Below are 26,994 nucleotides of genomic sequence, written 5' to 3'. Positions count from 1 at the left end.
TTAACCCTGCTCCAAATAACCGGATTCAGTTGGGAAACAAAAAGTCGCACAAGGCGGCCTCAAAATTCAGACCTCTACCCGATATTTGGCTTGAACCAGTAACATCATAATCACACAGACAGATGGAACGGCTGCAATCACAAATAAATGAGTGATGATCAGTGATTTAGCCAGATATCCACCGAATAAAGGCCCGATCACTGAACCTAAACGGGCAATGCCAATACTCCAGCCCACACCTGTAGTGCGTAATGAAACTGGATAATAGCTGGCAGACAAGGCATTAATGGCAGGTTGTCCGCCGACAATGGCAAAACCAGCAATGAAAATAACCACATAGAGTAAGGCAATATGAGTAACCGAATAACCAATCAAGGCCACACTGACAGCGGCGACCAGAAAGGCTGGAACTAAAACCTTATAAAAACCGATCTTGTCAATTTTTAAGCCCATCACAATACTGCCAATGGTCCCGCCCAGTTGCAAGGTTGAACCAATCATCAGGGCATGGTTCAAGGAGAGTCCTGACTCTTTGGATAAGGTCGGTAACCAGTTGGCAAGGAAATACAGACTGATCATATTCAAGATACTGATCACCCAGATCGAGTAGGTAAAAAAAGCACGCTTATTTTTAAATAACTCTAATGGTGATTTTTTGATTTTAGGGCCGCTATTGCCAATTATTTGAGTTGCTGTGTTGAGTACCAATGCCGGATAAAACTTCTTCAGCCAGAATAGAATCGTTTGCTCATTCTTTTTATTTTCGCTTAAGAAATATAATGATTCTGGTAATTTAAACAGCATGATAAAGAAGATGACCAACGGAATAATACCGCCAAAATAAAAAATGGCCTGCCATCCGCCTATGGGCGTAAGTAAAGCAGAAATCCCTCCTCCCAGCATGGCACCGACTGTATAACCACAGGAAATCACCATCATGGTCAAAATACGATATTTATTGGGCACAATTTCAGAGCTATAGGCCATGGCATTCGGCATGATGCCGCCCAAGAAAATGCCCGTAATAAAACGTATGACCGCAAGCTGTTCAATATTGGCAACATGGGGTGTCCATAACATCAGTACAGAGAATACTAACGTTGAGATCAACAAGATCGGACGGCGGCCATAACGGTCCGACAGTGAACTTAAAATAAATGAACCTACAAACAATCCAAACAAACTGGCACTAAACACCACACCCAACATGGTTTTTTCGACACCCCATGCCTCGATAATCATCGGCGCGGCATAGGCCATGGCCTGAATGTCATAGCCATCCATGATCATCAACAATAAGCAGGTAAATAGAATAAATTTTTGATAAGGTCCGACACCTTGCTGGTCAATCAAATCATTTAATGCAACTTCTTTCATGGTGATTCCTTCTCCATGTTGCTTTAACTATAATTTTTCAATCCATTATTACTTTATTCGTAATTTAGTTATGATATTCGTAAATTCAGCAAATAACAATATGTTGTTTTATTCATCAAAAATACTTTTTAATTTTACATATCAATATATTGTTTATTTTTAAAATGATGTTTTCCACATAAAAAAACCTCAACTTCCGTTGAGGCTTATTTTCAATTTAACGCTTAAATTCAGTTTAAGTCAGGCTTAAATCTTGAGACTGCTGCAGGCTATGCTGTTGTTGTGATGCGGTATAATACTCGCCAAACTTGTCGTAAAACGTTTCTCTAAAACAGTAATAGAGCATGGCTGTTTTTTCAGGCATCGGGATGAGACGCTGACTTTCATAACAAAGATCAGCAACAACCGCTGCATAAGGTTTTACCGTGTGGTCTGGCTCCCCTACAATCTTGCGTGCAGGCGAATTTTCAAAAATATAGAAACTCAATAGACGGATGGTTGGTCTTAAAAAGCCTTTACCAAAAACCGACTTATCGCCGAACAGTAAATGCCAGCCCAGATCATTATCATCACCTTCATAGTAACGGCCTAAACGATCACGCTTCCCTTCATAAATTTCGGTATAACCCACATCCTTCCCATCGACGCCGACAATCAATAAGCGTTGATGGTCGTCGGCCAGCATTTTGTCAAAATAGACCTGCAGCTCAAGTTCAGTCTTGTTCAGTTGCCACTGTGGAATCACATGGGGTTCATGCATCCATTGGTGCAATAAAGGAATATCCTGCGGATATTGAACCTGGCGTAAGTAATATTGTGTCCCGTCTTCATAATACTCAAAATAATCAGGAAGTTTTTGTGACAATGTAAGCATGCAGATATTCCTTGCCTTTAATATTAGATGATAATGATAATCAATTTTATTAAGACAGCAACCGTTGTTTTTCTCATTTTTTGTTAATGAACTGAATCCGAGAAAAAATCGTTAAATAGCCCTCAGCCATTGAATACGCCACACCTTTAATTGCCAGTTAAGCTAAAAACAAGCGCAGCCAGCATTGCACAGCACCAGATCTGTACAAAGTGTTTTCTAAACAGATAAAAAACCAGCACCTGTAAAAAGAAGGCCGCGGGTAAGATCACAAATACCCAGCTGAGTGGCCCAACCGAGCTGCCTTCAGACCAACAGTTCAGTCCCAAAGAGCATGCTAGAAAAATAATGGCAGAAAAAACTAACAACTTTCTCCTGCTTGCATTCAACCAGACATATTGCAGTTGCTTCTGTCCATACTGACTCAGCATGCAGCCTTGTATAAAAGCAACCAAGGCCCAGCAAAGTGCTGCAAAACTCATGTTGAGGCTCCTGCAGGTTTAAATCTGGACAGATAAAAATGAATTGCACCGAGATAAAGTCCACCCATCACGAGCAGCACCAAATCTCCCCCAGCCAGTGACCAACGCGAATGGCTGAGACTCTGCCATAAAGCAGCCTCTGGTACCATCACAAAACTACTGAGAGGAATCAAGAAGAGAACCGCCGCTGTCATTGCCAATACCAGTAACATAGCCGTTCGGGTACGCAGCAACAGACTGATAAGCAAGCTCAACAGCCAGGTGAGATAAAAGGCAGAGACTTCATAACTCCCCCGCGGTTCAAATGCTACAGGTAACAGTCTTCCTGCCAATAGATAACTGGCACAGGCCAGCGGTAGCCCAAGGAAAGTAAAAAAGTTGAGATGCTGGACCAGCTTATAGCTAAAAGCATGCACTTCTTTCATGCGTTTTTTCTGCCATAGCAAGGCACCTGCAGCCAACATTACACATCCCATAATCCCCATCACTGACAGGATCAAACGCATCCAGTACGAGGCGAAATAACCCAGATGAATTCCGTAAGAAGATGAAGCCAGTTGAGCAATGGCAGATAAGTTTCGGGGTTGAGCCAGTGGTTCGGCAGTATGGGCTGCAAAAATATATTGTGGGGTATTTAGGGTAATAATATTTTTATAATTATAATCAAAGGTGATCATCGCCTCTGGCGTATTCGGTTTCTGTACTTCAAATTTATCGAGTATTGCACCTGTTTGTGCCTGCGCGGGCAATTGTTGAATAAAGCGTTCAAATGGCTGCATGTTGTGCTGAGACGAGGATGGTTGTGGCTTTGCCATTTTTACAAACTGCATCTCATTATAGAACTGGGGTATACCGTCTTGCGCATAGTGTTTGGATAGCCCCCACGGCAACACCAGATAAAATAAAATCAGTAGCCCGGTAAATGCCATCACCAGATAAAAAGGAAATGTAATCACTCCCGTTATATGATGCAGATCAAGTAAGGAACGCTGACCTTTGAAGGCACGAAACACAAAAAATTCTTTAATGATCTTTTTATGCGTGATCACCCCCGTAATCAAACTGATTAATAAGATCAAGGCGACAATGGCCACGATGAAACTGCCGATCTTGCTCGGCAGAGGATATAAGGTGTAATGCAATTTAAAAAAGAAATCGCCCGCCAAGCTCTGGCGTACGGGATGGAGTAACTCTCCTGTCACGGGATTTTGGAGCTGTTGGTGTTTGCCTGTCTGGTCCTGCCATTGAAGCAGATTGACCGGCATACGTTCACTGGCAACCATCACACGCCATCTTTTTGCATCAGCAGCGTGCTGGTTGAGATAATTAAACGCCGTTTGTGCCGAAGTCTGGGGAGTCGGTAGACTCTGAATCTGGCTGAGCGCCTCAGGTTGTGCCCATACATTAATTTCTGTACGAAAATAGGCAATCGACCCGGTTAAGAAAATAAAAAAGATGACCCATAACACCATAATGCCAAACCAGCGATGCAGAATGGCCTGTATTTGACGAAAATTCATCTTAACCGATTCCCCACTTGCGCATGAGCCAGTAGCTTGCCAGTAATAATATGCCTGAGCTATTGATGATCCAGAACCAGCGTCTAGACACGATTGCACTGGTCAATATCACGTAAAAGATAAAAAAGATGAAACTGAGAAAAACTGCAAAATAGACATTTTCAGCTTTGGCAAAAGGAAGCCAATCCGTTAAAACCAGACTAAGCCAGGAACTATAACAATAGGCAGCCAGGCAGATGAAAAAAACGCTGCGATAAGTTAAGTTAAAAGGTTCTTGTTGTTCTGTACGGCGCATCGGTATTGCCTTGATCTGTAAAAGCCAAAATAAAATGAAGAAATATCTGCATATGCACAGATATTTCTTCCGATGTTCCAACTAATAGCTGATGGTATAACTTAAACCATAGGTCCGGCCTTCCGCTGGGATCGCCAATAATGGATTCCCGTTTGAAACCGCTGCCTGCTGAGCAAATACTGTCTCGTATTGCAGACCCCACACATTATATACCCCAAAATCTACACGACCTTTTCCGGCAGGCACATGTCCCAATACATCCATAGTGGCGTAGCCCTTAATTTTTGCCGCGGTATTGGCATCGGCCTTCACAGCTGCTTTAAATGCATCGTCTTGACTGGCATTGGCACGCGCAGCTAAGTCACGATCATCATTATAGGCTTTATTAGTCCCTTTAATTGCCTGCATCTGTACTCGAAGACCATAGCCTTCATCGTTGTCCCATTCAGCAAATAAAGTCCCTTTTACTGGCGCGACTGCAAAAGAATTAAGTTCATGCCACTGGTTTGCAGCATCTTTATATTGACCACGGGTATAGCCCAGTGTTCCGCCCACTTTGTAATTATCCATGAATGGATAACTTACAGTGGCCTCCGCTCCATAAACACGCTGGTCCGTATCGACAATTTTAGCTGCCCGGTTATTAAACTGAACAGTTTTATCAGAGCTATTATAGAAACCTGTTAAACCCAGATTTAAACCATCATCCTGATTTAAACGCCAGCCCAACTCATAACTGTTTACCGTAATGGGTTGCAAGTTCGAAGTTGAAACCGTAAAAGTCGACACATCACGCAGCATGCGCTGCACATCCGGGAAGCTAAAACCTTGTGAGAAGTTTGCATAGACTTGCTGTGCATCATTCAGTTTATACACCGCACCTAAATTAAATAGCGGTTTATCATCATGGGTCGAACCTGCTGGTACCATATTCGACTCACGGCTTGGAATATATGCGTCAGTATCTGCTTGAATATATTGATAGCGAACGCCGGCCTGAATATTCAACTGATCATTAATAGCATAGTCACCTTGGGCAAAAGCACCAATATTCTGGATCTCGGTGTTTGGCCCATAACCTTTACGCTGACCTGTTGGGGTATAGACTAAATAAGGATATTCGGTTGCCAGAATATCAATATATTGCTTGTCTTTTTCCCAGTCATAATCAAGGCCATAGGTTAATTTCAGCGCTCGATCGGCAATATTAAAGTCTGATTGCATGGTCGAACGCAGGCCTGCAACTTCGATTTCAGATTGCGACTGGTTTACCGTCTTAACTGTTTTAGTGGTTAAACCATAAGGGAAAAATCTTGATTTTTCATTTCGATAGTAGGCTTCCACATTCAATACCTGACCTAGGAAATCTTGATTCTGATATTGTGAATTTACTGCATAGCGTTCAGTAAATAGCGGTTTACTCAGCTTTAAACCTTTAATAGCTTTATAGCTTGGTGTTCCCATATCATTACTTGTGCCCGTGGTCGGCAAATATGAATAGTCCGGGCCGTAATCTGTATCTTGCTTATCTTTATAATATTGTGCACCAAAGCTCAGGCTTTGCTGATCGGTCAGATTAACATTCAAACGTCCGTTGACATCAATCGTATCGCTGTCCATGGTACTGCCTTGCCAAGGACTCAGAGAAATGCGGTCACCATCGCCATCAAACTGAGAACCACGACTGGTAAAGTTTGCCCCGAGAAAACCATCAACATTGCCCTGTTTAAACGACACCGATTGTCCAACTTCATACGCCAATCCATCCCCACGGAAAGTATCTGAAGAGGTAATGCCCACTTTACTTTCAAAGCTGAGTGGCTTTGAAGTATCTGCACGTTTGGTAATAATATTGATAATGCCGCCCGTTGCGCCAGAACCATAGATACTGGTTGCACCAGAGATTACTTCAATCCGCTCAATCATGCTTGGACTAATACTGTTCAACTGACGAGAGACATCACGTGAACCAGTCTGTGATACCCCATCAATCATGACCAGTACATTGCGGCCACGCATGGTTTGACCATAATTACTGGTGGTCCCGCTGCTGGGTGCCAAAGACGGTACCAACTGTGCCAAAACATCGGCAACCTTACGCCCAGCGGTTGCCTGTTGCGTAATCTGCTGACGGTCAATGGTCTGAACCGTACCGGCAATTTCTGCAATATTTTTTGGTGTACGTGTTGCTGTGACGACAATCTTTTCTAATTGTGCAACAGGCTTCTGTGTGGGCGCTGCGCTTACTGCAATATCCCCCGATACAGCAGTTTCAGCATGGGCATGCTGTGCAAACATGGCCAGAACAGCAAGGCAACATGGTGTCATTTTAAACAGTACTTGTTTTGCCCTAAACTCATTATTGACTTTCATTTTCTCTTTTCTCCAGAGCCCTTCTATCACTCAAAAAATATCCAAAAGGCACGCCATCATACTAAATTTAATTTTTAATGAGAATGATTTTTATTAAAAATAATAATCTTCTTTCCTCTCTTGTTTAAAAAAATTGTTTTTCCGGTCTTTTTCTGCCTGCTCCAGCTGCTGGAACTGTTCCAGATAGGCTGCCGCCATGTCTGGTTTTAAGATAAAAACTCCATCTGCATCACCAATCAGCAAGTCACCGGATTGCACCGTAAACTGATTGAGCTCGATGCCGATATCCATTTCGACCAGACTTTCTCCTTCATTTCGTGTGGTGAGACAACTCACGGATTGAGCGAAAACCGGCAATTTGAGCTGCATTAATGCCTGTCGGTCAGTGACCGCGCCCAACACCACCACACCAGCCAAACCGCAATGAATCGCGGCGACACTTCTCTGCTCTCCCCAGCATGCCCGTTGCAAGTCATATCTGGCGTCGATGAGCAGTACTTCATTGGGCTGGCAGCTCAGCAATACCTGTCGCAACTGACTGGCATTCTTGGATTGCAAGCGCACGGTTCTGACCAGACCCACCAGATGCTGTTGTGGGGACATCGGAAAAATCTGTGGGACATGTCCCAGATCCAGTACATGCCCGATGGTCGAGGTGGCAATGTTTTTATAGGCTTGAACCAGCCATTCGGGCTGGATAACTTGATTCATGATTTCATCTCTGTTGTTTTTTTCAGCTGCAAGGGACAATTTCGGCATAGCTCCCCACCTGCTTCCTCCAGTTGAAAATAGAAGCAGCACTTTTGTCGCATATAGGTGTTGTATTCGGGATGCCAGTTATTCCACAGCTTTAAAAAAGGGTTTTCCTGCAAGTTAAAACTTTTTGCCGATTTTGCTTTTAGCAACTGTCGTTGCTGTTGGAGTTGGGTATGCATGTCTTTGCTTAGATTTTTCTGCGCCAAAGCATGATAAAATTGCACCACACGCACAGCGACATTTTCCCAAAGTAATGCATAAGAAACGCGCCCAACACGGGCAATCTGCTGCAATAAATCATTGAACTGTAGCAATATGACGTCAATTTCTTGTAGAGACATCACCTGAAAAGAATACATTGCCGAATCAGCTAGTTGCAGTCGTCTTTCCCAGTTCCATGTTTCAGGTAGCTCTACGATAAAGATCGAAGGCTGCCATTTTACAAACGGGAGCGATGCCGCCTGACAGTACAAAAAAGGCAGCATCCACAGCGTGACCCAATATTTAATAAAAAGTGAAGTGGCACATCTCTGATTCTTCGCATGAATACGTGTCGCAAAATCCTGTAGCACCTGCCGACAAATCGAGTCATCGAATAGATCTGCCAGCGTGATTGCCTGCTGGTTGGAACCATATATTTCCAGTTTCAGATGCTGTTGCAGCACTGAAAAAGAGCTTTCCACCTCTGCTTGAAAATGGCGACACATATTCATTGCAATTTACGCAGATTGAGCTAAAACATGCCAAAGTGGATTTCGGGTTTCCCCGATTCCTGACGGCATGCTGCCAATACGGGTATCCTGTTCTAGCAAAGGTCGAATCAGCTGTTTATAAGGCCAGTTTGGTGACTCAAACAGTAAGGCCTGCAACTGGCTTTGAATCTCAGGCTGAAAGTCCAGTTTTTCCAGAACGTGTTGTAATTGTTCAGCTAGTACTTGCCACAGTTGATCTGCTGGGATGTGATAATACTTTGCCAGCGTTTCGACAATACAACCTAAATTGACCTGAATTCCTAGCGTCTGGATATAAAACAGCAAGGCCTCGGCTGAATCATGATAAAGCGTATTTCTGAAATCATGCGGGCTTAAATAATCTGGATCATCCAGACCATTGTGCAGCACCCATGGCAGATAAATACGCAGTGAATCATGATCTCTAAACATCAGACCATCAAATTGACCATTCTTAAGCACCAGACATAGGTTTTGTCCATGAATTTCTCCCATCAGTCCCAAACGGAACAGACGTAAATTCACCTCAAAAAAGCATACACATAATTTGGCAAACTGCTCCAAAACCTGTGCAGCATCATTCTGTAGCTGTTGTAGCTGTAAAATATAATCAAACACGGCAGGTTGCCCTGGAATAATGTGTCCTAGACTGGCCATCGGAATCAGTTGATAAGGCTGTTGCAGCAGTTCAGCTGGAATATGACGGCGTTGAGCGGCCAGATGAGTCGGCTTCTCTACAAATAGCCATTCATTATCCGCACTTCGATCATCTTGTTTTTCCGGCAAATAAGACCACCATTGCGTCTCCTCACACAGCCATAATTTTTGCTGCAAAACGGGATCTTTTTGCCGTGCCTGCTGCAATAACTTCTGGTTTTTTTCACCATTAATCATTTTTACAATCGGCAGAAAACGCAATGAACCCAGCGCCTTAATGCCAATCGGCAGTTTCAGGCTTTGCTGTGGAATATTCTCAGACAAAAGACTACGCATCGAAGCACTGGCATACATGCCTGTTGAGATAAAACTCAAAGGCTGACAGATGCCTGACGCAATATCCTCAGCAAAGAATTGCTGAAATAAATGCTGGAATTGCCACGGATGCACAGGCATGGCGATATGCGTTTCACTCAATCCGCGCTGGAACATTTCCTGTTTCAGTTGATAGCGTTCGGCACGGTTAATGAAAATCTGGCTCGGCTGCTGGGTAAAAATATCCTCGACACCAGCACCAAACATCATTTTGTCTTTATGCACAGCCACCCAGTGAATACTCAGTTCCTGTGCAAATTCAGGACAATATTGCAGATACTCTTGCTGGCTCAGCCCTTCCTTTAACTTGGATAAAGGATGATATGGCCGATCCCGATAGCCCGCATATTGCTCTAAAACACGAAACACCTGCGCCGGGCTTTGATGAATCAGATCATGGGCATCGACTTGATGCTGTTGCAGCAAACGATATTGCGTTAAACATTTCTGGATTTGTTCTGAAAAGAGCTGCAGCTTGTCGGCCTGACAGTGCTGAAACAGTCCGATCTGTTGCAGACATTCAAACAGCTCAAATAATTCAATCGGGTGAACTTGCGTGTGCTGATTACCTGCTGTAATTCGTAAAATTTCCGACTCGGCCGCAAAAGACCACGCTTGCGTAATGCCTGACTGTACAGCAAAAACAACACAATTGTATGATATTTGCTCAGGCAACAGCACCACGTACTGCTGCTCAGGCCTATGATTAAACTGCTGTTTTAAGTCAAAACCGAATACATCCAGTTTGGACTGTGCGGTTGAATCATCCACAATATACTGTTCAGGAATCAGGGCTTCCACCAGTAAAGCATTTACAAAGTCTAGTAAAATGGTTCTGTCAGTCAATTGATAGACAGGTTGAAGTGCATTCATCAATAACCTCACTTGCCCTGCGCTTTAAACGGCGCCAACGGGTTATCAACAAACTTGATCTGCATACGACCATCACCAAACAAACGGCGTTTGGTTAATGATTCAATCCGTAACTTTTCGGCAAAGACATCAAAGATTTGATAGCGTTGATGATGTTCAGGATGTTGTTGTTGATAGTCCCGAATGACTTCGGCAGCCCACTGCCAGAAATCCTGTTCAGCAACGGTGTAGGTCTGATTAAGGAAAATCGCAATATCAGTCAAGGCTACAAAGAACAGGCAGGCGCAACTAAAGTCACGAATCCCGTCCAGATCATCCGTCAAGATAAAGGACATGCTATTGGTTTTGGCATGTTCAGGCGGCAACTGGTCCAGTTCAGGTGCCAGTTCCGGATGAGCCAGATGTGACGGGCTATAACGTACGCCATCATGGAAATCCTTGAGCAATACACGGGTTGGCCAACCTTGTTGATGCACCAGAATAATATTTTGTCCATGCGATTCCGTCGCAATCCCTTCGGCAAATAGCAAATGGATCAATGGCGTAATGACCACTTTCAACAATTGACGTGTCCATTGCTCAACTCCGTAGTGTTGTAACCACGGTGCAATCAGGGCCTGACCATCTTTTTGAATATGGCTCACCCCATTCAGCGGAATCGCATCTTCGCCTTCACGTAGATATTGATGCACGCTTTCACGCCATAAACAACCAATGGTGCCATAGGCCTGTTGGGCATGCGAAGCCGGTAAACGGGTAAAATCTACACTCAGACCGTAAACCTCACGCAATACCGCAAAATCCAGTTGTTGCGCCGTTTCACTTTGATCAATCAGGCGTTGCAACCAGTCGGTAATAATCGGCCCGTTCATCACGGTATGTTTTGCTAATACACGTGAACTTGATGTATTGGTCAAGCTCATGGAAAGCTTGATATACGGTTTTTCCGGATGCTGTAAATTGGTGACGGTTCGCAATGACTGCTGTGCCAGATAACGGTCATGGCTATGCCCTAAATAAATGATGTCCTGATCGGCAATTTCTTGTGCAAAAATCGAGATCAGGTAATTTTCCCATTGCCAAGGATGGACCGGAATCCAGACATATTCAGCGGCATTTTGGGTTTGCTCATTCAGCTGTTGCTGAAACTGGATAAAGTCCGATTCATTCAATTGTTCTTTAAAAAATGCGTCTTTTTCAATATGACTGGAATGGTTTTGTGCTACCAGCTTCCGGTGTACGGCTAACCAGACCAAAGCCATCGGCTGGGCAAACTCCACCCCATAACGGACATTGTCTTGCAGACTAAAACCGACACGGGATTTGTAACATGGATGATAGGGATGCCCATCCATCAAATAAGATTCCAGAATATCGTATGGATACTGAATTGCAGGCAAGCTGTAGTTTTCAAAACAGCCTTGTGATTGCAGGTCATGAATATAGGTACGCTTTAATTCAAAAATAAAATCTTCCACTTTGGCAGCATCGGCAATCGAGCGCAGGATCTCATCAATGACCTGATTTAGGCGTGCTGGCTGTGTATTGCCTTGGGCATCCTGACGAAGTACCTCCTGATCACGTGCCAGTCGCACCAGCTTATAGCTGTATTGACGTTGCCCTTTGGCAATATACTGAACCGCTTGCTGTTGGCGATCCTGTACCTGAATCACAAAATTTTCACCATCATGCTCAGCGCAAATAATTTCTTCAAAAATCAAAGCTTGTAACAGTTGCTTGATCACACGTTGTTCAACCTCTTTCGCCTGCTCCGGTTGTGGCTGTTGCCAGGCTTGAAAGGTATTTTGAAGCATATGTGTATTGGATAAAACTGGATGTAATTGTCCCATATTTGTCTTCCTAATTATTGAATTCATTGATTTTGTGTTGATCTGGAAAGCGCCATGCATAGGGCAAAGCGCACAGGATCAGGACCGTACAAAAAATAAAGATGTCCTGAATACCCTTAAATGAATCCAGTGCGGTAGGAGGAGTGGTGTGCAAAAGATCCTGATGTAATTGCAGATACAAGGCAGCCAGTACCACGGCAACTGCGGCAAAGATCCGACGAAACAGATTGTTTAAGGCCGCCGCCTGAGTAACCAGATGCTGTTGTTGCTGACGTAAGCTGTTGAGCCCTGCCGTGGTCGATGGCATATAGGACAGTCCCATCCCCAGACCATGCAACATCATGCAGAAGATAATGAACCAGACATTTTTGACCGGTGCCCATGCCAGCAAGGCAAAAGCCAATGCGGTAATGAGTAAGCCCAGACTCATAATTTTTGCGGCGCCGTAACGATCGAGATATTTACCTGCAGGCTGGCTGCATAAACCGGTGACCAAGGCACTACTCATCAAGGCAAACCCTGTCCAGAGTGGGCTAAGTTGCAAACTCTGCTGAATCCACAACGGCACCAGCAACATGCCAATAAACAGACCCACCGTTTGCGCCACACAGATCATCAAACTGAATCGAAAACCTGTTGCCGCAAACAATGCCGGCTCAATCAATGGACTGGTCTGATTTTTCTGTCTTCTGGCGAATAGCCAGAATGTTAAGATGCTCAATGCAAGTAATAACCAATAGAACGGCTGTGCGACATCTTCAAGTCGATGAATCTGGCTCAAAGTACCTAATAACAAAATAATGCTCAGACTCAGGCAACCAAAACCGATCCAGTCAAAAGACTGGTTGATATCGCCTTGTTCTTTAGGCAGGTACAGATATCCCAACCATAATGCGATACAGGCAACAGGCAGGTTAATAAAGAACAAAGCCTGCCAGTCGAGCCAGACCAGAACCAGTGCGCCTAACATCGGCCCAATCGCCAAAGTCAGCATGATCATGGCGCCCCACAAACCTGTGGTCCCACCCCGTTGCTCGCTTGGCGTGACTGAAAAAATCAGCCCCAGTGACAATGGAATCATCAGGCCACTACAAAAACCTTGCAGCGCTCTTGCAATCAGGACCGACTCAAACTGGTTGAATAAGCCACCGAGTGTTGATGCCAAGGCAAAACATAACAACGCCGTTAGATAAGTTTTCCTTTTGCCAAAACGCTGGCTGAAATACCCCGCCAGTGGCAAGCTGATACTCATCGCCAGTAAAAACGCGACCACCACCCAGCTTGCCCAGACTTCACCAATCTGGAAATACTGCATCAGTTGAGGTATGGCAGGATTAAAACTACTGTTGTTTAAACTGACGGTACCGGTACCTAACATGACCGTGAGTAAAACATAACGCTGCAAGCCCGCGTGCGCCGCCGGATTGATGGGTACAGAAGACCGTTCCATATGTGCGATTCCTCTGTTGACCTTAGTCAATGTGCTCTGACAACTTTACTTGTGCATAAAAAGCGGGAGAAGTATGCCGAAGCTGACCGGATTTATGCATAACACGGGTTAATCCTGAATCGGCCAGTTGCACAGGATTTCGCACAGGTTGATCTGACTGTGCAGCAGGTGCTACACCAAATTGCTGATAAGACTGGGCCTGATCCAGCTTAAACAGCTCTTTGCCTAATAACTGATTGGCAATCGTAGCGGCCCGATGCGCGCCCAAACCCAGATCTGGCGTCCCGACACCATGATGGAAAACTTCCATATTTTGCAGGAAAATTCGTCCATCGCCCTGATAGTTCACCTCAAAATCGGCACTAACTTGCCAACGCTGGGTTTGATCCAGGCGAATCAAGTTTTGCAGGTTGTCCAGGAAAGCAGGTTTAGGATAACGATAACCTGTGGCCGCGATGACACTACCTGCATCCAGTACATAATGCTCACCCTGCTGTTGGTGCTCGAAACGCAAACGGATTTTCTGGTTTTCCAGCACTTCAGCATGTTGTAACTGGTGATGTCCAGCCAAGGTCACATTAGTCTGCTGACCGCCGATACTGCGGTGATACAGCCGTTCGTAAATATCACGAATGGTTTTACTGCTGATGCCTTTATACAGATTGGCTTGTTGCGCAGGTAATGTAGCCTTTAATCCTGCAGGTAAATGATAGAAATACTGCATATAGTCAGGACTAAAATGCTCTAGTCCTAATGGCGTATTCTCCATTGGAAAAAAACCCGCAGAGCGTGTCAGCCAATGCAAATGGAAATCAGGCGTTGTTTTCCCTTGCGCATATTGACGATCAAACAGGTCAATAAAAATTTCTGCCGCGGACTGGCCTGAACCAATCAATACTACATTGCCTTTTAACTGTGCTGGGCAGTGCTTTAAATATTCAGCCGAATGTAAGCATTGCTTTGTTTTTGGATAGGCCTGCTGCAAACTTTCAGGTAAATGTGGCACTGTGCCGATTCCCAGTACCAATTGACGTGTCTGGTAGCGCTGCTGTTCACCATTCGCCAGAACTTCGACCTCAAAACCGCCCTTGATCGGTTGCACATCCAAAACACGGCTGTTAAAGCAGATATGCTCGAGTTGCTGCACCACCCACTGACAATAGTGGTTATATTCCTGACGTGGAATATATAAGTTTTCACGGAAGTAAAACTTATATAAACGTTGCTGATGCTTTAAATAATTGAGAAAACTATAAGGGCTGGTCGGTTCAACCAGACTGACCAGATCCGCCATAAACGGCACTTGCAGTAAAGCATTGGGTAACTGCATGCCCGCGTGCCAGTCAAAGCCATCCTTTTGCTCAAAAAAGCGATATTGCAGGTCACTTTTGTTTTGCAGCAAACTGGCCAGACTTAAATTGAAAGGCCCCAAGCCAATGCCGATAAAATCAAGCATAGCTCACATCCTTCTGCTCAATAAACAGCGGATTTTGCAATTGCACATACACAGATTGATGCTCAACAGGCGCAATCAATTCATCCAGCTCATGCAAGCGTGTCAGCAAATTACCTTTATATGGCAAGGTTTCATTAAACAATAAGCCTTGTAACAAGGTACTGTCAGGATACTGCTGCAATAAATCCTGCAAGAATACCTTCAAATGCTCAAGCAGCATATCTTCGCTTATATGGCCCGTTGCACCAATCGCGTTAATAATGCCGAATAAGGTATTGCCAAAGAAATAATAGCTGAAACGCTCATCAACGAAATCTTTCGGCCCCACTGCAAATGCTTTTTCTTTTAGCTCAGGTAAGGCCTTTAAAATTTCAGTAGCAAATTCTTCAATATAGTAAAAGCCCTGATTGTCACGTAGCCATAAGGTTTTGGGAAAATGATTCTCCATTTCCAGCAGCACATTTTGCTGATGCGATTCGAATGCCATCCCGTAACGATGATAGAGATACATCAGCGGCTGCAAACTCACCTTAAGGAAACGGTCAAACCAGTCCAGTGCGATCTCGGCAAGATCCATTTCAGGATGTGCTTTGGCAATGTTTGCGAAAAGCGCATTAAAACGATTTAAAGCCTTGCCCGGATGGTCCTGACACAATGAAGCAATACAGGTCACTTGCTGTTGTGGACTAAAAGGCTGATCACGGAAAATACAGATACTTTCATTGACCACGTCACCATCAATTTGCAAAGCCATCCATGCAGGATCATTGACCGCTTTCAGAGTTGGGCAGTTTTTTAAGATATTCTGGCCAAACTCACTGTGCCATAAACGATGGGTCAGTTCACCACGGTGACATTCTTTTGCCAGATTGACACGGATTGAATTGGTAATCATCACCGACAGTGACGGTTTCACCATCCACGGCGCATTAAAACTTGCCAGTGTCCGAATTGAAGTGGTCGGTGCAAATTGCCAACCACGTAAACCCAGATCAATCAGTTGTCCGGTTTGTTTCAAACGCTCAAACCACGGCTTGCTTTGCAGATAACGTGCCTGCCAAGGATGTAAAGGCAGCAACTTATATTCGGTATGGGTGTTGAGCAGCTTAAGATCCTGTTCAGACAAATACCATTGCAATGCACTTTTAAGCTGGGCTGAAATGGCTTCATCAGTCGCGCTACCTTCAGCAATATAATCCTGATGCACAAACCAGTAATGCAGTTGAGTTTGTCCCTTATTTTCCGGAGAAAACTTGTACCAGTCCTCATGTACGAAACCCGTCCGGCTCTTTGGTGCAGGATGCATGCTATGCCCAAGGACTAAAGCCTGTTCAGATTCAATGAAATTCTGTCCTGCCTTGACCAGATCATCGAAGTCATGTTCACGCTGGACTAAAAACTGCTGTAAAGCATCGCGGCTCTGAATCCATTTTTCCACTAGAGAAGCGGCATCTAATGCAAGCTCGGACTCAAAAACCAGTTCTTCCAGTAACAGGCCAACAATAGCAACGGGACTAAAGGTTCTACTTTGTCCATGAACAATAATTTGCGGAAAATCGGCTAAGCGATGTCGCCCGACTCGACTGACATAGACCAACGGGAAATAGCATTGTGCTTGAATGGAGTGGATCGGAATGGTTAACAGCGTCAAACCTTGGCTAAACGCTTGCTGTTGTGGACTCTGCTGATTTTTATTAAGCAAGTGACCTTTGCCTGTTTCTTGCGTGTAGGCGTTGACGAAATGTTGTATCGCCAACCGATTGGCAAGTGATTGCATCCGATTGTTTCCTCTATCCAGAGATCTGATTTATTTTTCGAAATGTTTTAGGCCATAAACATATCCTGAACGGAACTTAGGTCCGTTTAAGATGTAGCTAATGATAATTATTATCATTTGTATTTTCAATTCTGTATTTTGCTACTATAAAACAATTCAATGCATTGAAATGATTTGCTTTTTATTATTCTCAAGTGAAATCAGATACAAAAAGATAATAATCGTTTTCATTTAATAAAATGATGATTCACTCAATATTGATAGTTTTTTGTGATTTTAAAATTTCTTAAATTACAGCACATTAGAGAAATATATCCCAAAATGATGCATTTATGTGCCTGTATTATCAAAATACTATGTTCCGCAGATCCAACAACACCCGCTAACAACGTTAAAGAATAAAATGATGATTTCGCCTATTGCGTTGGTCACTATTCTCTCCACTATAATGCCGAAAATTTAAAAACAATCTCAGGCTGAGATCACAGGAACGATGATGAAGCGCTATAAAAGCTTAGATAAAAATTTAGATGCAAAAGGTATTATTCCCTTTCTATCGATCGGGGGATTCATTTTATTTTCCAATGCATCTTTTGCAGCGACTTCCACTGAAGCAACTCTCTCTGGCGAAAAACCCGAGCAACTACCCACCATTACCGTGCAAGCGTCACGTTCCGATGAGCTCTCCTCTTCTGCCAAGCAAGTCACGCGACTGGATGAACAGCAAATTGAACTTTTAAAAAATGCCTCATCCGGCAATCTCGCGACTGTGCTGGCTAAAGCAGTCCCCGGCTTATCCGATTCAAGCCGCACCATTACCGATTTCGGGCAAACCTTACGTGGACGTAATGCACTGATTCTGGTCGATGGCGTGCCGATGAATTTAACGCGGGATACATCCAGAGGACTTTCTGCGATTGATCCGCAAAGTATCAGTAGTATTGAAGTCATACGCGGCAGTAATACAATTTATGGCAGCGGCGCAGCGGGTGGCACCATTTCAATTACCACTAAAGCGGCTGGCGGTGAACCTGCTGCTAAAACCGTGATCGGCTTACAGAGTCCGCTCACCAATATCCGTTCCGATGCCTTCAGTGGCGATATTCATCAATATTTTTCAGGCAGTCTGAATGACTTCGATTATGCTCTGGATTTTGGCTATCAAAGAATTGGCAGCCCCTATGATGCAAGAGGGAAACGGGTTGCACCCGAACCGAGTCAGGGCGATCTGTTTGATGCCGATGCCTATAGTATCGGTACTAAACTCGGCTATCACCTGGACGATAATCAGTATCTACAACTGGCTGCAAACTATTATAATGCCGAACAGGATTCCGACTATGCTTCGGATCCGAGTGTTGCCCAATTACCGCCTGGTAGTGTCCCAGCAAAAGCCATTAAGGGATTGAAATTAAAACAACAAAATAAAAATGAAAACCAGATTTATAATCTGACCTATAGCCATAAAGATTTCTTCGGTAATAAGGTGGATGCCCAAATTTATTATCGCGACTTTTTCACCCGCTTTTCGCCATTTGATGCCCGTAAAGTCCCTACCCGAGGTGGACAGGTCGATCAGGTCTACCAAAACAATAATGTGCTCGGGAGTCGCTTAACCGTTACAACGCCGCTTGAGTTTCTGGGTGACAGTTCACTGGTCTGGGGTGGTGATTTTAGCCGTGAAAAGAGTGAAATGCCATTAGATACTTTCGATCAAGATATCTATGATCAATCTGGTGGGCTGGAATTCGTCAAAAATGGAAAGCTGATTTATTTACCTGAACTCACCACCCAGAGCATGGGTGGATTTGTGCAATTGAAGCATCGTTTTAACGATCAATGGTCGGCTGAAGTTGGCACACGCTATGAAGACAGTTTTGCCAAAATTAACAGCTTTGTACCCTTGTCCCAGTTAAAAGAATCTGTTCCTTATACCGTTCAGGGTGGAAAAGTAAAGGCGGATGCATGGCTCTACAATGCCAATCTTACCTTTGCAGCCAGCGATGAACATTCGATTTATGCCTCATTTAATCAAGGCTTCCAGCTACCTGATGTGGGTGTGGTTATTCGTAATGCAGGAAAAAATTTTGACTTAAGCTCGTCATTCTTAGAACCCGTCAAAGTGGACAATTATGAACTGGGCTGGAATGGCCATTTCAACAATTTCAGCTCCAGTCTGGCCGTATTCCACTCAACTTCCGATCTAGGTGGCGTACAATCCTTTGGTAACGGGTTAATTCTGACCCGAACCAAGGAAAAAGTAACGGGTGTAGAAGCGACACTGGATTATCTTGAAGATGCCAAAGTGTGGGGTGCTGGCGGGAGTGTGACCTGGATGAAAGGTCGTGAAACCCCGCAAAATAGTCATACCGAACAGGATATGACAGGTTTCCGTATCCCGCCGTTAAAAGTGACCGCCTATATTTCCTATAGCCCGACCGATACCTGGACCAACCGTATTCAGGCGACGTATTTTGGTGCAGAAGACTACCGTCTCAATGGTAACAATGGCTTTGGACGCTATGATGTCAAATCCTATACCACAGCGGATTTAATCAGCAGTTTTGCCATCAATAAACAGGATACGATGACGATTGGTATCGAGAATATGTTCAATCGTGAATACTATCCGCTTTATAGCCAGCTTATGAGAAATAGTAACAACACCAGTCACCTATTAGCGAGTGGCGTAACCGCGAAAGTCTCTTATACGCATAAATGGTAATTTCCAATATCAAATACGATAGATATCGGCTGATATCTATCGTTGTTTCAAGCATGAGCCCTTTAAGGATCAAATTGCGAATAGCCTTATTTTTAAACATCCAATATATCAGCAAATTCGGCGCCCAGTAACTTAGCCAGATCCTGAGGATTTAATCCAATATCCAGTCCCCTTTTACCCCCACTGACATAAATTTTCGCCAAACTTTGCGCCGTGGCATCGATCACGGTTTTCAGTCGTTTCTTTTGTCCCAAAGGACTAATCCCGCCGACCAGATAGCCAGTTAAACGTTCAGCATCTTTTGGATTTGCCATTTGCAGTTTCTTACAACCGACTGCCGCTGCTACTTTTTTCAGATTAAGTTGATGATGGACCGGTAAAATGGCGATGAAATAATTTTTTTCATCTGTCACCATTAAGGTTTTAAATACTTCTTCAACCTTGAGATTCAACTTTTCTGCGGCTTCCAGTCCAAAACTTTTTGCATTGACATCATGTTCATATTCATGAATTGAGAATGGTATTTTATTTTTTTCCAGTAATTTACAAGCGGGCGTCATATCTATTCAGTATTTTTGCTTTCAGAATAAAAGTAGGATAAGTGTAGCACTTTAAAAATGAAAGTTTAAATTTGCTTAGGCTATTTTGGATATAAATCTCTTCTTGATAAATCCTGAGACAACCTCATATATTGGCTAAAGATGAAATGAACAGGCTCAAATAATTCATGAGTTATAAACATAACAATTTGATGGCGATGCGCCAGAATTATTGGGATGACGAATCTTCTTCTACTGTACAGGCTGAAAAACAGTTCTTGCAGGATTTACTGATAGAAGAAGGTGTGTTTAAAGAAGCAACGCCAGATGACACCAAGTATTTTTTCTTTACCCTGCCCAGTATTATTATTGTGAAGGCGTATGCACTCGGTTTTCACAACAGTCAGGTTAAACGAATGCTGGTTAAACATATTCATACCCATCGAGCCACACTGATGAAACGGGCAACATTAAAAATTCAGTTTAAAATTTAGGACATATGTATATGAATACCAAATAGGAATAAGATATATGCTTAGGCTATTTGTACACAATTACCCTATTTCACAAATTTAGACTGATAATTCAAGAGATTGAACTGTTTTAATACGTTCAAAAGCGGTAATATCCGCTACAATTCATATCTCGGCTTTCAACCCTCCGATTTCAGCATAGGATTTTTCTTTCATGTCAGATCAGAACGATAAGCTTAAGAATCTAAAAACCTCCTCGGTGGATCGTCGCTTATCTATCGCAAAAGCATCTTTACTTGCTGGAACACGTTGGGCAACTGCAAGTGCAACTTCTCTTTTCTCCAGTGAAGAAGAAAAAGAGAAGAAACGTAAAAAAGCCATGGCTGAACAGGCGCATTATTTGGTTTCTGAAATTGGCAAACTTAAAGGTTCAATCGTCAAGATTGGCCAGATGATGGCCTTATATGGCGAGCATTTCTTGCCTGAAGAAATTACCCAGGCATTAAATACCCTGAATAATCAGACCGTAGCCCTTGCCTGGCCTGCAATCAAGGCACACTTGCAAGATCAGTTAGGTTCAAAACTTGACGATTTAACTATCGATCATGAACCGATTGGCACAGCTTCACTGGCTCAGGTTCATCGTGCGACCCGAAAGTCAGATGGGCAGGAACTGGTGCTTAAAATCCAGTATCCGGGTGTGGCTGAAGCAATCGACTCAGATATGAATCTGTTTAAGAATATGCTGAAACTGACACGAATGGTGCCGCAAACCCGTGAGTTTGATCAATGGTTTGATGAAGTCCGTGACATGATGCATCGTGAAGTGGATTATGCAATTGAAGCTGCAACCACACGTCGTTTCGCTGAACGTTTGAAAGATGATCCGCGTTATATCGTTCCACAAATTGTGGACGAGTTCTGCGCTGAAAAAGTACTTTGCATGACCTTTGAACGTGGTGTTCCGGTGAACAGTCCTGTCATGCTTTCTCTTCCACAAGAACGCCGTAACCAGTTGGGTGAAGCTTCTCTAGAAATTGCAGTGCGTGAATTGTTTGAATGGGGTGAAATGCAGACCGATCCGAACTTTGGTAATTATCTGGTTCGTTTGGGTGATGGCAATGAAGTTAACGATAAAATCGTTTTACTCGACTTCGGTGCAATTCGTCAGTTTGACAATAATTTATTGACTGTAGCTCGCAACCTGATTCAGGCGGGTTATGATCACGACAAGACCGCGATGGTCAAAGCCATGAAGGGTTATGAATTCTTTGATGGTATGCCAGAAAGCGTTAAACCTGGTATGGCGGATGTATTCCTGATTGCCACGGAAGCCTTTAGCTGTCCAGAAAATAATCCTGATATGCCTGCGGGGATTATGGATGATCAAGACCGTTATGACTGGAAAAAAAGTCAGTTGCATAGCCGTGTGATGCAACAGGCTGGGCAATCGATGGCATCCCGTTATTTCTCGGTTCCGCCGAAAGAGTTTATGTTTATTAGCCGTAAATTCATTGGTGCCTACACCTTTATGACCGTAATCGATGCAAAAACCAATGTCCGCAAAATGATTCGTCAATTTACGTGATCAATCATTTCCAGTGACACAATAAAAAGCCTGTCCATTCATATGCACAGGCTTTTTTATCGCTATTTATTAAAAGTTATGCTGTTAAGCACAAGTTTCTGGCATTTTTTGAATTTCATAAGGCAGTCCCACATAGTTCTCTGCCAAAGTGGTTCTGCCCGCTGTCGATCCTAGAATATAACTGAGTTCAGCCTGCTTGATTTTATGGTCAAACTCGCTTTCGGTTTCAAAACGATGCAGCAAATGCGTCATCCACCAGGAAAAACGCTCGGCCTTCCAGACCCGTTGTAGACATTTTTCCGAATATTCATCAATGCCCTGACTTGAACCCTCGGTGTAATACTCAATCAATGCATTCGATAGATAAGCAATATCCGAAGCAGCCAGATTAAGACCCTTGGCCCCGGTTGGCGGTACAATATGCGCCGCATCTCCAGCTAAGAACATTTTACCAAACCGCATCGGCTCGGTCACAAAACTACGCAACGGCGCAATACTCTTTTCGATAGATGCACCAGTGACTAAATGTTCACGGCTTTCGGGATCTAGACGACATTTCAATTCTTCCCAGAATCGCTCATCTGACCAGTCTTCGACATGATCCGTCAATGGCACCTGTAAATAATAACGGCTACGGGTTTCTGAACGCATACTACATAACGCGAAACCACGTTCAGACTGTACATAGATCAGTTCATCTGCCACTGGCGGTACATCGGCCAATACGCCTAACCAGCCAAATGGATAAACTTTTTCAAAGGTTTTAATCTTGTCCTCAGGCACACTGGCTCGACAGATACCATGATAGCCATCGCAACCGGCTATAAAATCACACTGAATTTGAAAGGCTTTGCCCTGATAGTCAAAATGTACTTGCGGTGCGTCATAAAAATCTTTGACTTGCACATTTTCCGCTTCATAAAACGAGGTCAGTTGTGCAGCTTCACGCGCAGCCATCAGGTCTTTGGTGACTTCGGTTTGACCATACACAGTGACTTGTTTACCACCTGTCAGTGCAGATAAATCAACACGATGTTTCTGCCCATTGGTTAATATTTCAATCCCTGAATGCGGTAATCCTTTCTCTTTTAAATGTTGATCTACACCAGCCTGTTTCAGTAAGTCAACCGATACCTGCTCTAAAATGCCTGCACGTATGCGTGAAGCGACATATTCAGCACTACGTTGCTCAATGATGACATGTTCAATGCCAGCCTTATATAACAGTTGCCCCAGTAACAAACCCGCTGGGCCAGAACCGATAATTGCAACTTGCGTCTTTAAAATATCCATTACATCTTCCTTGTTATCTCCTGACTTTTAAACTACTGCTTTTAAGTTTTGTATACGATGTATGCAAACCAAAAAGAACCGTTTATCATTCCATGTGTCCGAATAGCGGACAAAACATGCAAAATAACAAGGAAGGAAGGATGTCCTCTACTGATGCTTTTTTAGAGCACCCGAGTTCTCATGAACGTATTCGTCAGGAAGACTATATTGCGGGTTTGGCCAAAGGTCTGGCTTTACTTGAAGCCTTTGGCATTGATCGCCAACGTTTGAATGTCACACAGGTCGCAGAACGTACAGGTATTAGCCGCACAGCCGCACGTAGACATTTAAAAACCTTAAGATACTTAGGCTATTTAGATACCGATGAGCATTATTTCTGGTTGACCCATCGGGTACTTCGATTTTCCAGCTCTTATCTGAGTTCTGCCCATCTGCCTAAAATTGCCCAGTCTTTTCTCAATCTTTTATGTGCCCAGACGTCTTTGACTTTTTCTTTGGTCGTTTTGGATGACAATGAAGTAGTTCCGATTGCCCGTAGCTATCTTCCCCAACATGACAACCTGCGGGTCAGTCCTTATGGCATGCATCTAGGCAACCGCCTACCCGCACATGCCACCTCTACAGGAAAGGTGTTATTGGCAGCATTGTCTGAGCAGGCTCAGCGCGATTGGGTCAAAAACTATGGCTTAAAGCGTTTAACCCCTTTCACCCTTATCGATGAAGCTACATTTATAGAGGTGCTGAAAAGCATTTCATTGTCGGACTATTGTTTATCAAAAGAAGAGCATGAGCTGGGTGTGATTGCGATTGCAGTACCGGTACTGAATGCCCAAGGTCAAGCCATTGCGGCACTTAACTGCATGTCGCAAACCAATCGGGTGCAAGAGGATTATCTGGTTCAGCAAATTCTACCTTTGTTACGTAATACCGCCAATGAGCTGCGCAATGTAATATAAAAATCAAAACCTTACCCCCTTCTTTGTTTACTCACAAAAAACCCAATCAGTTTATTGTGGTCATCAATCTTGTCTAAATATTGCTCACAGATCCAATAAAGCCTTTTTAAACAAAATGGGAAAGCGTCCATTTTTAGTAAAAAAAATCACCCAGCTAGATTTAAATAAATATCAGTTGCTTAGCATTCTCAGTTTTTAAAATCTTAATCCTTTTTCAAATTTGATGCATAAAAAAAATTGACAGAAATTTTAAAACATAATACATATAGTTTTATATGTTATATTTTAAAACCTAAAGACAAGGAACGACAGATGTCTAAAATTCAACTCAAACATTTTATTAACGGCGAATATGTAGAAGCAAAAGGAACGGATTATTTCGATCTTATCAGTCCGGTAACAGGTCAAGTTTATGCTGCATCACCTAATGCAACTGACGCAGAAGTCGATGCTGCTTATGCAGCAGCAAAACAGTCCTTTAAAATCTGGGGGCGCAGTACGCCCGCTGTTCGTCAAAAGGCTTTACTTGATTTAGCAGATGCGGTGGAAGCAAATGCAGAACGTTTAATCGAAGCGCAAAGCCGCAATACTGGCCAACTCAAGCATTTGATCGCCTCTGAAGAAGTGGCAATTTGTGCAAATCAGATTCGTTTCTTTGCGGGTGCGGCTCGCCTACTCAATGGCTCAGCAACAGGTGAATATTTAGAAGGCTTGACCTCAAGTATCCGTCGTGAACCTGTCGGTGTGGTGGGTCAGGTAACGCCTTGGAATTATCCATTAATGATGGCGGTCTGGAAAATTGCGCCTGCTTTGGCGGCTGGTAATACTGTGGTGTTGAAACCAAGCGACACCACACCTGAAAGCACCCTGCTTCTGGCAGAAATTGCAGCGCCATTTTTCCCTAAAGGCGCATTCAATGTACTCTTAGGTCAAGCCAATGTTGGCGCTAAAGTGGTTTCACACAAAACCCCTGCTCTGGTTTCAATTACAGGTTCAGTTCGCGCTGGTTTACAAGTTGCTGCTTCTGCCGCTGCCAACTTAGCCAAAGCACATCTTGAACTGGGTGGGAAAGCACCAGTCCTCGTATTTGCCGATGCAGATATTGATAAAGCAGTAGAAATGATTGCCATGACAGGTTTCTTTAATGCTGGTCAAGACTGCACCGCAGCGACACGTGTGATCGTGGAAGAATCTGTGCATGATGAGTTTTTAGCAAAACTGGTAGAAGCAGCAAAAAATACACGTTTTGGTGAGCCTGATGATCAAGATGCACTTTATGGCCCATTAAATAACGCCAATCAACTTAAAAATGTGCAGTCATTTATTGAAAAACTACCCGCACATGCAAAAGTCGAAACTGGCGGTAAACATGCCGACCGTCCAGGTTTCTATTTCGAAGCCACCGTAATTAGCGGTTTACAACAACAAGATGAAGCCATTCAAAATGAAATCTTTGGCCCTGTCATCACGGTGCAGAAATTTAAAGATGAAGCGGATGCCATTGAAAAAGCCAATGATATTGACTATGGCCTTGCTTCAAGTGTCTGGACCACCAACCATGCCCGCGCAACCCGTCTATCACGCGAGTTAGATTTTGGTACAGTCTGGATCAATACCCATATTCCATTAACTGCTGAAATGCCACACGGTGGTTTCAAGAAATCTGGCTATGGCAAAGATTTATCAGGTTATGGGTTTGAAGAATACACACGTATCAAACATGTTATGAGTTCAAATGACTAAGACACAAGCTACAGATAGGAGCATAGAATGGATATTCAGGAAACCAAACGCTTTGTTAGTCAGGCTCATCATGTCTTGTTTAATTTACATGATCCTCGTGCTTTAGAACGTTATTTTTCTAAAGACTTTATCGAGCATTCACCATTGGTTACAGATGGCCTGTCCGGTCTTCGTCAACTGATTCAGGATTGTCCAGACATTCGCCACGAACCGATTCGTGTATTGGGTGACGGTGATTTGGTGGCGATTCACGGTCGCTTTCATGGGCTAGATGAAACACCTTTGGTCGGTTTTGACATTTATCGGGTTAAAGATGGCAAGATCGTTGAGCATTGGGACGGTTTGGTGCCTGAAGCGCAGCCCAATATCAGTGGACGTACCCAACTGGATGGCCCGACCCAGATTGATCATCATGCCGACCGTGAAGCAAACCGTAAAATCATCCGAGATTTTTTTCAAAAGGTCTTGATTGACGGGGATTATGAAGCGTTCAGAACCTATACGGACGGCGATCATTTCCTGCAACATAGTCCTGATATAGGTGACGGGGTAAATTCAGTCATTGATTTCCTGAACAAAATCCGTAATCAAGGTGAAGGTTTGGTATACTCCAAAACGCACCGAAGCATTGCCGATGGTCAGTTTGTGCTGACTCATTCAGAAGGCAGTATTGCAGGAAACCGACATGCCTATTTTGAATTGTGGCGTCTCGAAAATGGCAAAATTGCGGAACTTTGGGATGCAATCCCTGCTGTTCCAGAAGATGAAAAGGCAATACACAATTTTGGCGTGTTTTAATTCATGATCCGTATCATTAAGCGAAGTCATTCAGCT

General features: G+C 43.6%; 21 protein-coding genes. 6 read left to right on the top strand and 15 right to left on the bottom strand.

Features of this window, described 5'->3' with window-relative positions; all coding sequences use genetic code 11:
* Nucleotides 1-66: 66 nt before the first annotated feature.
* From J699_RS16915 to J699_RS16975, 13 genes are all read right to left on the bottom strand, one after another.
* On the bottom strand, nt 67-1,377 hold the full coding sequence (locus tag J699_RS16915; RefSeq protein WP_032869129.1) for an MFS transporter: 1,311 nt from the start codon (nt 1,375-1,377) through the stop codon (nt 67-69).
* Between the two features lie 235 nt (nt 1,378-1,612).
* Nucleotides 1,613-2,251 carry a GNAT family N-acetyltransferase gene (locus J699_RS16920; protein WP_032869126.1) on the bottom strand — a complete coding sequence of 213 codons (639 nt, stop codon included), beginning with the start codon at nt 2,249-2,251 and terminating at the stop codon, nt 1,613-1,615.
* A 146-nt stretch (nt 2,252-2,397) separates the two neighbouring features.
* Complete coding sequence (locus tag J699_RS16925; RefSeq protein ID WP_032869125.1) at nt 2,398-2,730, bottom strand: hypothetical protein; 333 nt, start codon at nt 2,728-2,730, stop codon at nt 2,398-2,400.
* A complete protein-coding gene (locus J699_RS16930) occupies nt 2,727-4,250 on the bottom strand; it encodes a PepSY-associated TM helix domain-containing protein (RefSeq protein ID WP_032882675.1) in 1,524 nt (507 codons plus the stop codon). The genes J699_RS16925 and J699_RS16930 overlap by 4 nt, the downstream gene beginning before the upstream one ends.
* Before the next feature lies 1 nt (nt 4,251).
* Nucleotides 4,252-4,545, bottom strand: coding sequence for a hypothetical protein (locus J699_RS16935; RefSeq protein ID WP_032869123.1), 294 nt, complete (start codon nt 4,543-4,545; stop codon nt 4,252-4,254).
* An 81-nt stretch (nt 4,546-4,626) separates the two neighbouring features.
* Nucleotides 4,627-6,918: a TonB-dependent receptor gene (locus J699_RS16940; protein ID WP_032869122.1), complete on the bottom strand. Its 2,292-nt coding sequence runs from the start codon at nt 6,916-6,918 to the stop codon at nt 4,627-4,629.
* Nucleotides 6,919-7,011: 93 nt separating this feature from the next.
* Entirely contained in the window at nt 7,012-7,629 is a 618-nt protein-coding gene (locus J699_RS16945; RefSeq protein ID WP_032882674.1) for an RraA family protein, read from the bottom strand.
* Complete coding sequence (locus J699_RS16950) at nt 7,626-8,387, bottom strand: (2Fe-2S)-binding protein (protein ID WP_032869120.1); 762 nt, start codon at nt 8,385-8,387, stop codon at nt 7,626-7,628. Before J699_RS16950 ends, J699_RS16945 begins: the two co-directional genes overlap by 4 nt.
* Before the next feature lie 6 nt (nt 8,388-8,393).
* On the bottom strand, nt 8,394-10,310 hold the full coding sequence (locus tag J699_RS16955) for an IucA/IucC family protein (RefSeq protein WP_032869119.1): 1,917 nt from the start codon (nt 10,308-10,310) through the stop codon (nt 8,394-8,396).
* Between the two features lie 8 nt (nt 10,311-10,318).
* A complete protein-coding gene (locus J699_RS16960; RefSeq protein ID WP_032869118.1) occupies nt 10,319-12,160 on the bottom strand; it encodes an IucA/IucC family protein in 1,842 nt (613 codons plus the stop codon).
* A gap of 10 nt (nt 12,161-12,170) precedes the next feature.
* Nucleotides 12,171-13,610: an MFS transporter gene (locus J699_RS16965; protein WP_032882673.1), complete on the bottom strand. Its 1,440-nt coding sequence runs from the start codon at nt 13,608-13,610 to the stop codon at nt 12,171-12,173.
* 22 nt (nt 13,611-13,632) lie between these two features.
* The gene (locus J699_RS16970; protein WP_032869116.1) at nt 13,633-15,066 is read right to left on the bottom strand and encodes a lysine N(6)-hydroxylase/L-ornithine N(5)-oxygenase family protein; all 1,434 of its coding nucleotides are present in this window, start codon (nt 15,064-15,066) and stop codon (nt 13,633-13,635) included.
* Nucleotides 15,059-16,843: an IucA/IucC family protein gene (locus J699_RS16975; RefSeq protein WP_032869115.1), complete on the bottom strand. Its 1,785-nt coding sequence runs from the start codon at nt 16,841-16,843 to the stop codon at nt 15,059-15,061. The genes J699_RS16970 and J699_RS16975 overlap by 8 nt, the downstream gene beginning before the upstream one ends.
* Before the next feature lie 496 nt (nt 16,844-17,339).
* Here J699_RS16975 and J699_RS16980 point away from each other — a divergent pair, with 496 nt between their 5' ends.
* Complete coding sequence (locus J699_RS16980) at nt 17,340-19,568, top strand: TonB-dependent receptor (protein ID WP_032882672.1); 2,229 nt, start codon at nt 17,340-17,342, stop codon at nt 19,566-19,568.
* A 92-nt stretch (nt 19,569-19,660) separates the two neighbouring features.
* On the opposite strand, the gene ybaK is transcribed toward J699_RS16980, so the two are convergent.
* Nucleotides 19,661-20,128 carry a Cys-tRNA(Pro) deacylase gene (gene ybaK / locus J699_RS16985; protein ID WP_009515382.1) on the bottom strand — a complete coding sequence of 156 codons (468 nt, stop codon included), beginning with the start codon at nt 20,126-20,128 and terminating at the stop codon, nt 19,661-19,663.
* A 167-nt stretch (nt 20,129-20,295) separates the two neighbouring features.
* Here ybaK and J699_RS16990 point away from each other — a divergent pair, with 167 nt between their 5' ends.
* Nucleotides 20,296-20,601: a hypothetical protein gene (locus J699_RS16990; RefSeq protein ID WP_005285659.1), complete on the top strand. Its 306-nt coding sequence runs from the start codon at nt 20,296-20,298 to the stop codon at nt 20,599-20,601.
* A gap of 193 nt (nt 20,602-20,794) precedes the next feature.
* A complete protein-coding gene (locus tag J699_RS16995; protein WP_032869113.1) occupies nt 20,795-22,168 on the top strand; it encodes an ABC1 kinase family protein in 1,374 nt (457 codons plus the stop codon).
* An 84-nt stretch (nt 22,169-22,252) separates the two neighbouring features.
* Here the strand turns inward: J699_RS16995 and pobA are convergent, their stop codons facing one another.
* Nucleotides 22,253-23,461, bottom strand: coding sequence for a 4-hydroxybenzoate 3-monooxygenase (gene pobA / locus J699_RS17000; RefSeq protein ID WP_032869112.1), 1,209 nt, complete (start codon nt 23,459-23,461; stop codon nt 22,253-22,255).
* Between the two features lie 140 nt (nt 23,462-23,601).
* Here pobA and pobR point away from each other — a divergent pair, with 140 nt between their 5' ends.
* From pobR to J699_RS17015, 3 genes are all read left to right on the top strand, one after another.
* Nucleotides 23,602-24,417 carry an IclR family transcriptional regulator PobR gene (gene pobR, locus J699_RS17005; RefSeq protein ID WP_032869111.1) on the top strand — a complete coding sequence of 272 codons (816 nt, stop codon included), beginning with the start codon at nt 23,602-23,604 and terminating at the stop codon, nt 24,415-24,417.
* Between the two features lie 312 nt (nt 24,418-24,729).
* Nucleotides 24,730-26,160, top strand: coding sequence for a gamma-aminobutyraldehyde dehydrogenase (locus J699_RS17010; protein ID WP_032869110.1), 1,431 nt, complete (start codon nt 24,730-24,732; stop codon nt 26,158-26,160).
* A gap of 27 nt (nt 26,161-26,187) precedes the next feature.
* A complete protein-coding gene (locus J699_RS17015) occupies nt 26,188-26,958 on the top strand; it encodes a nuclear transport factor 2 family protein (RefSeq protein WP_032869109.1) in 771 nt (256 codons plus the stop codon).
* Nucleotides 26,959-26,994 lie beyond the last annotated feature (36 nt).

The sequence above is a fragment of the Acinetobacter sp. 1000160 genome (assembly GCF_000588715.1).
GTDB lineage: Bacteria > Pseudomonadota > Gammaproteobacteria > Pseudomonadales > Moraxellaceae > Acinetobacter > Acinetobacter courvalinii.
The sequence above is the reverse complement of the archived record's forward strand: the minus strand, read 5'-3'. Positions and strand labels throughout refer to the sequence as shown.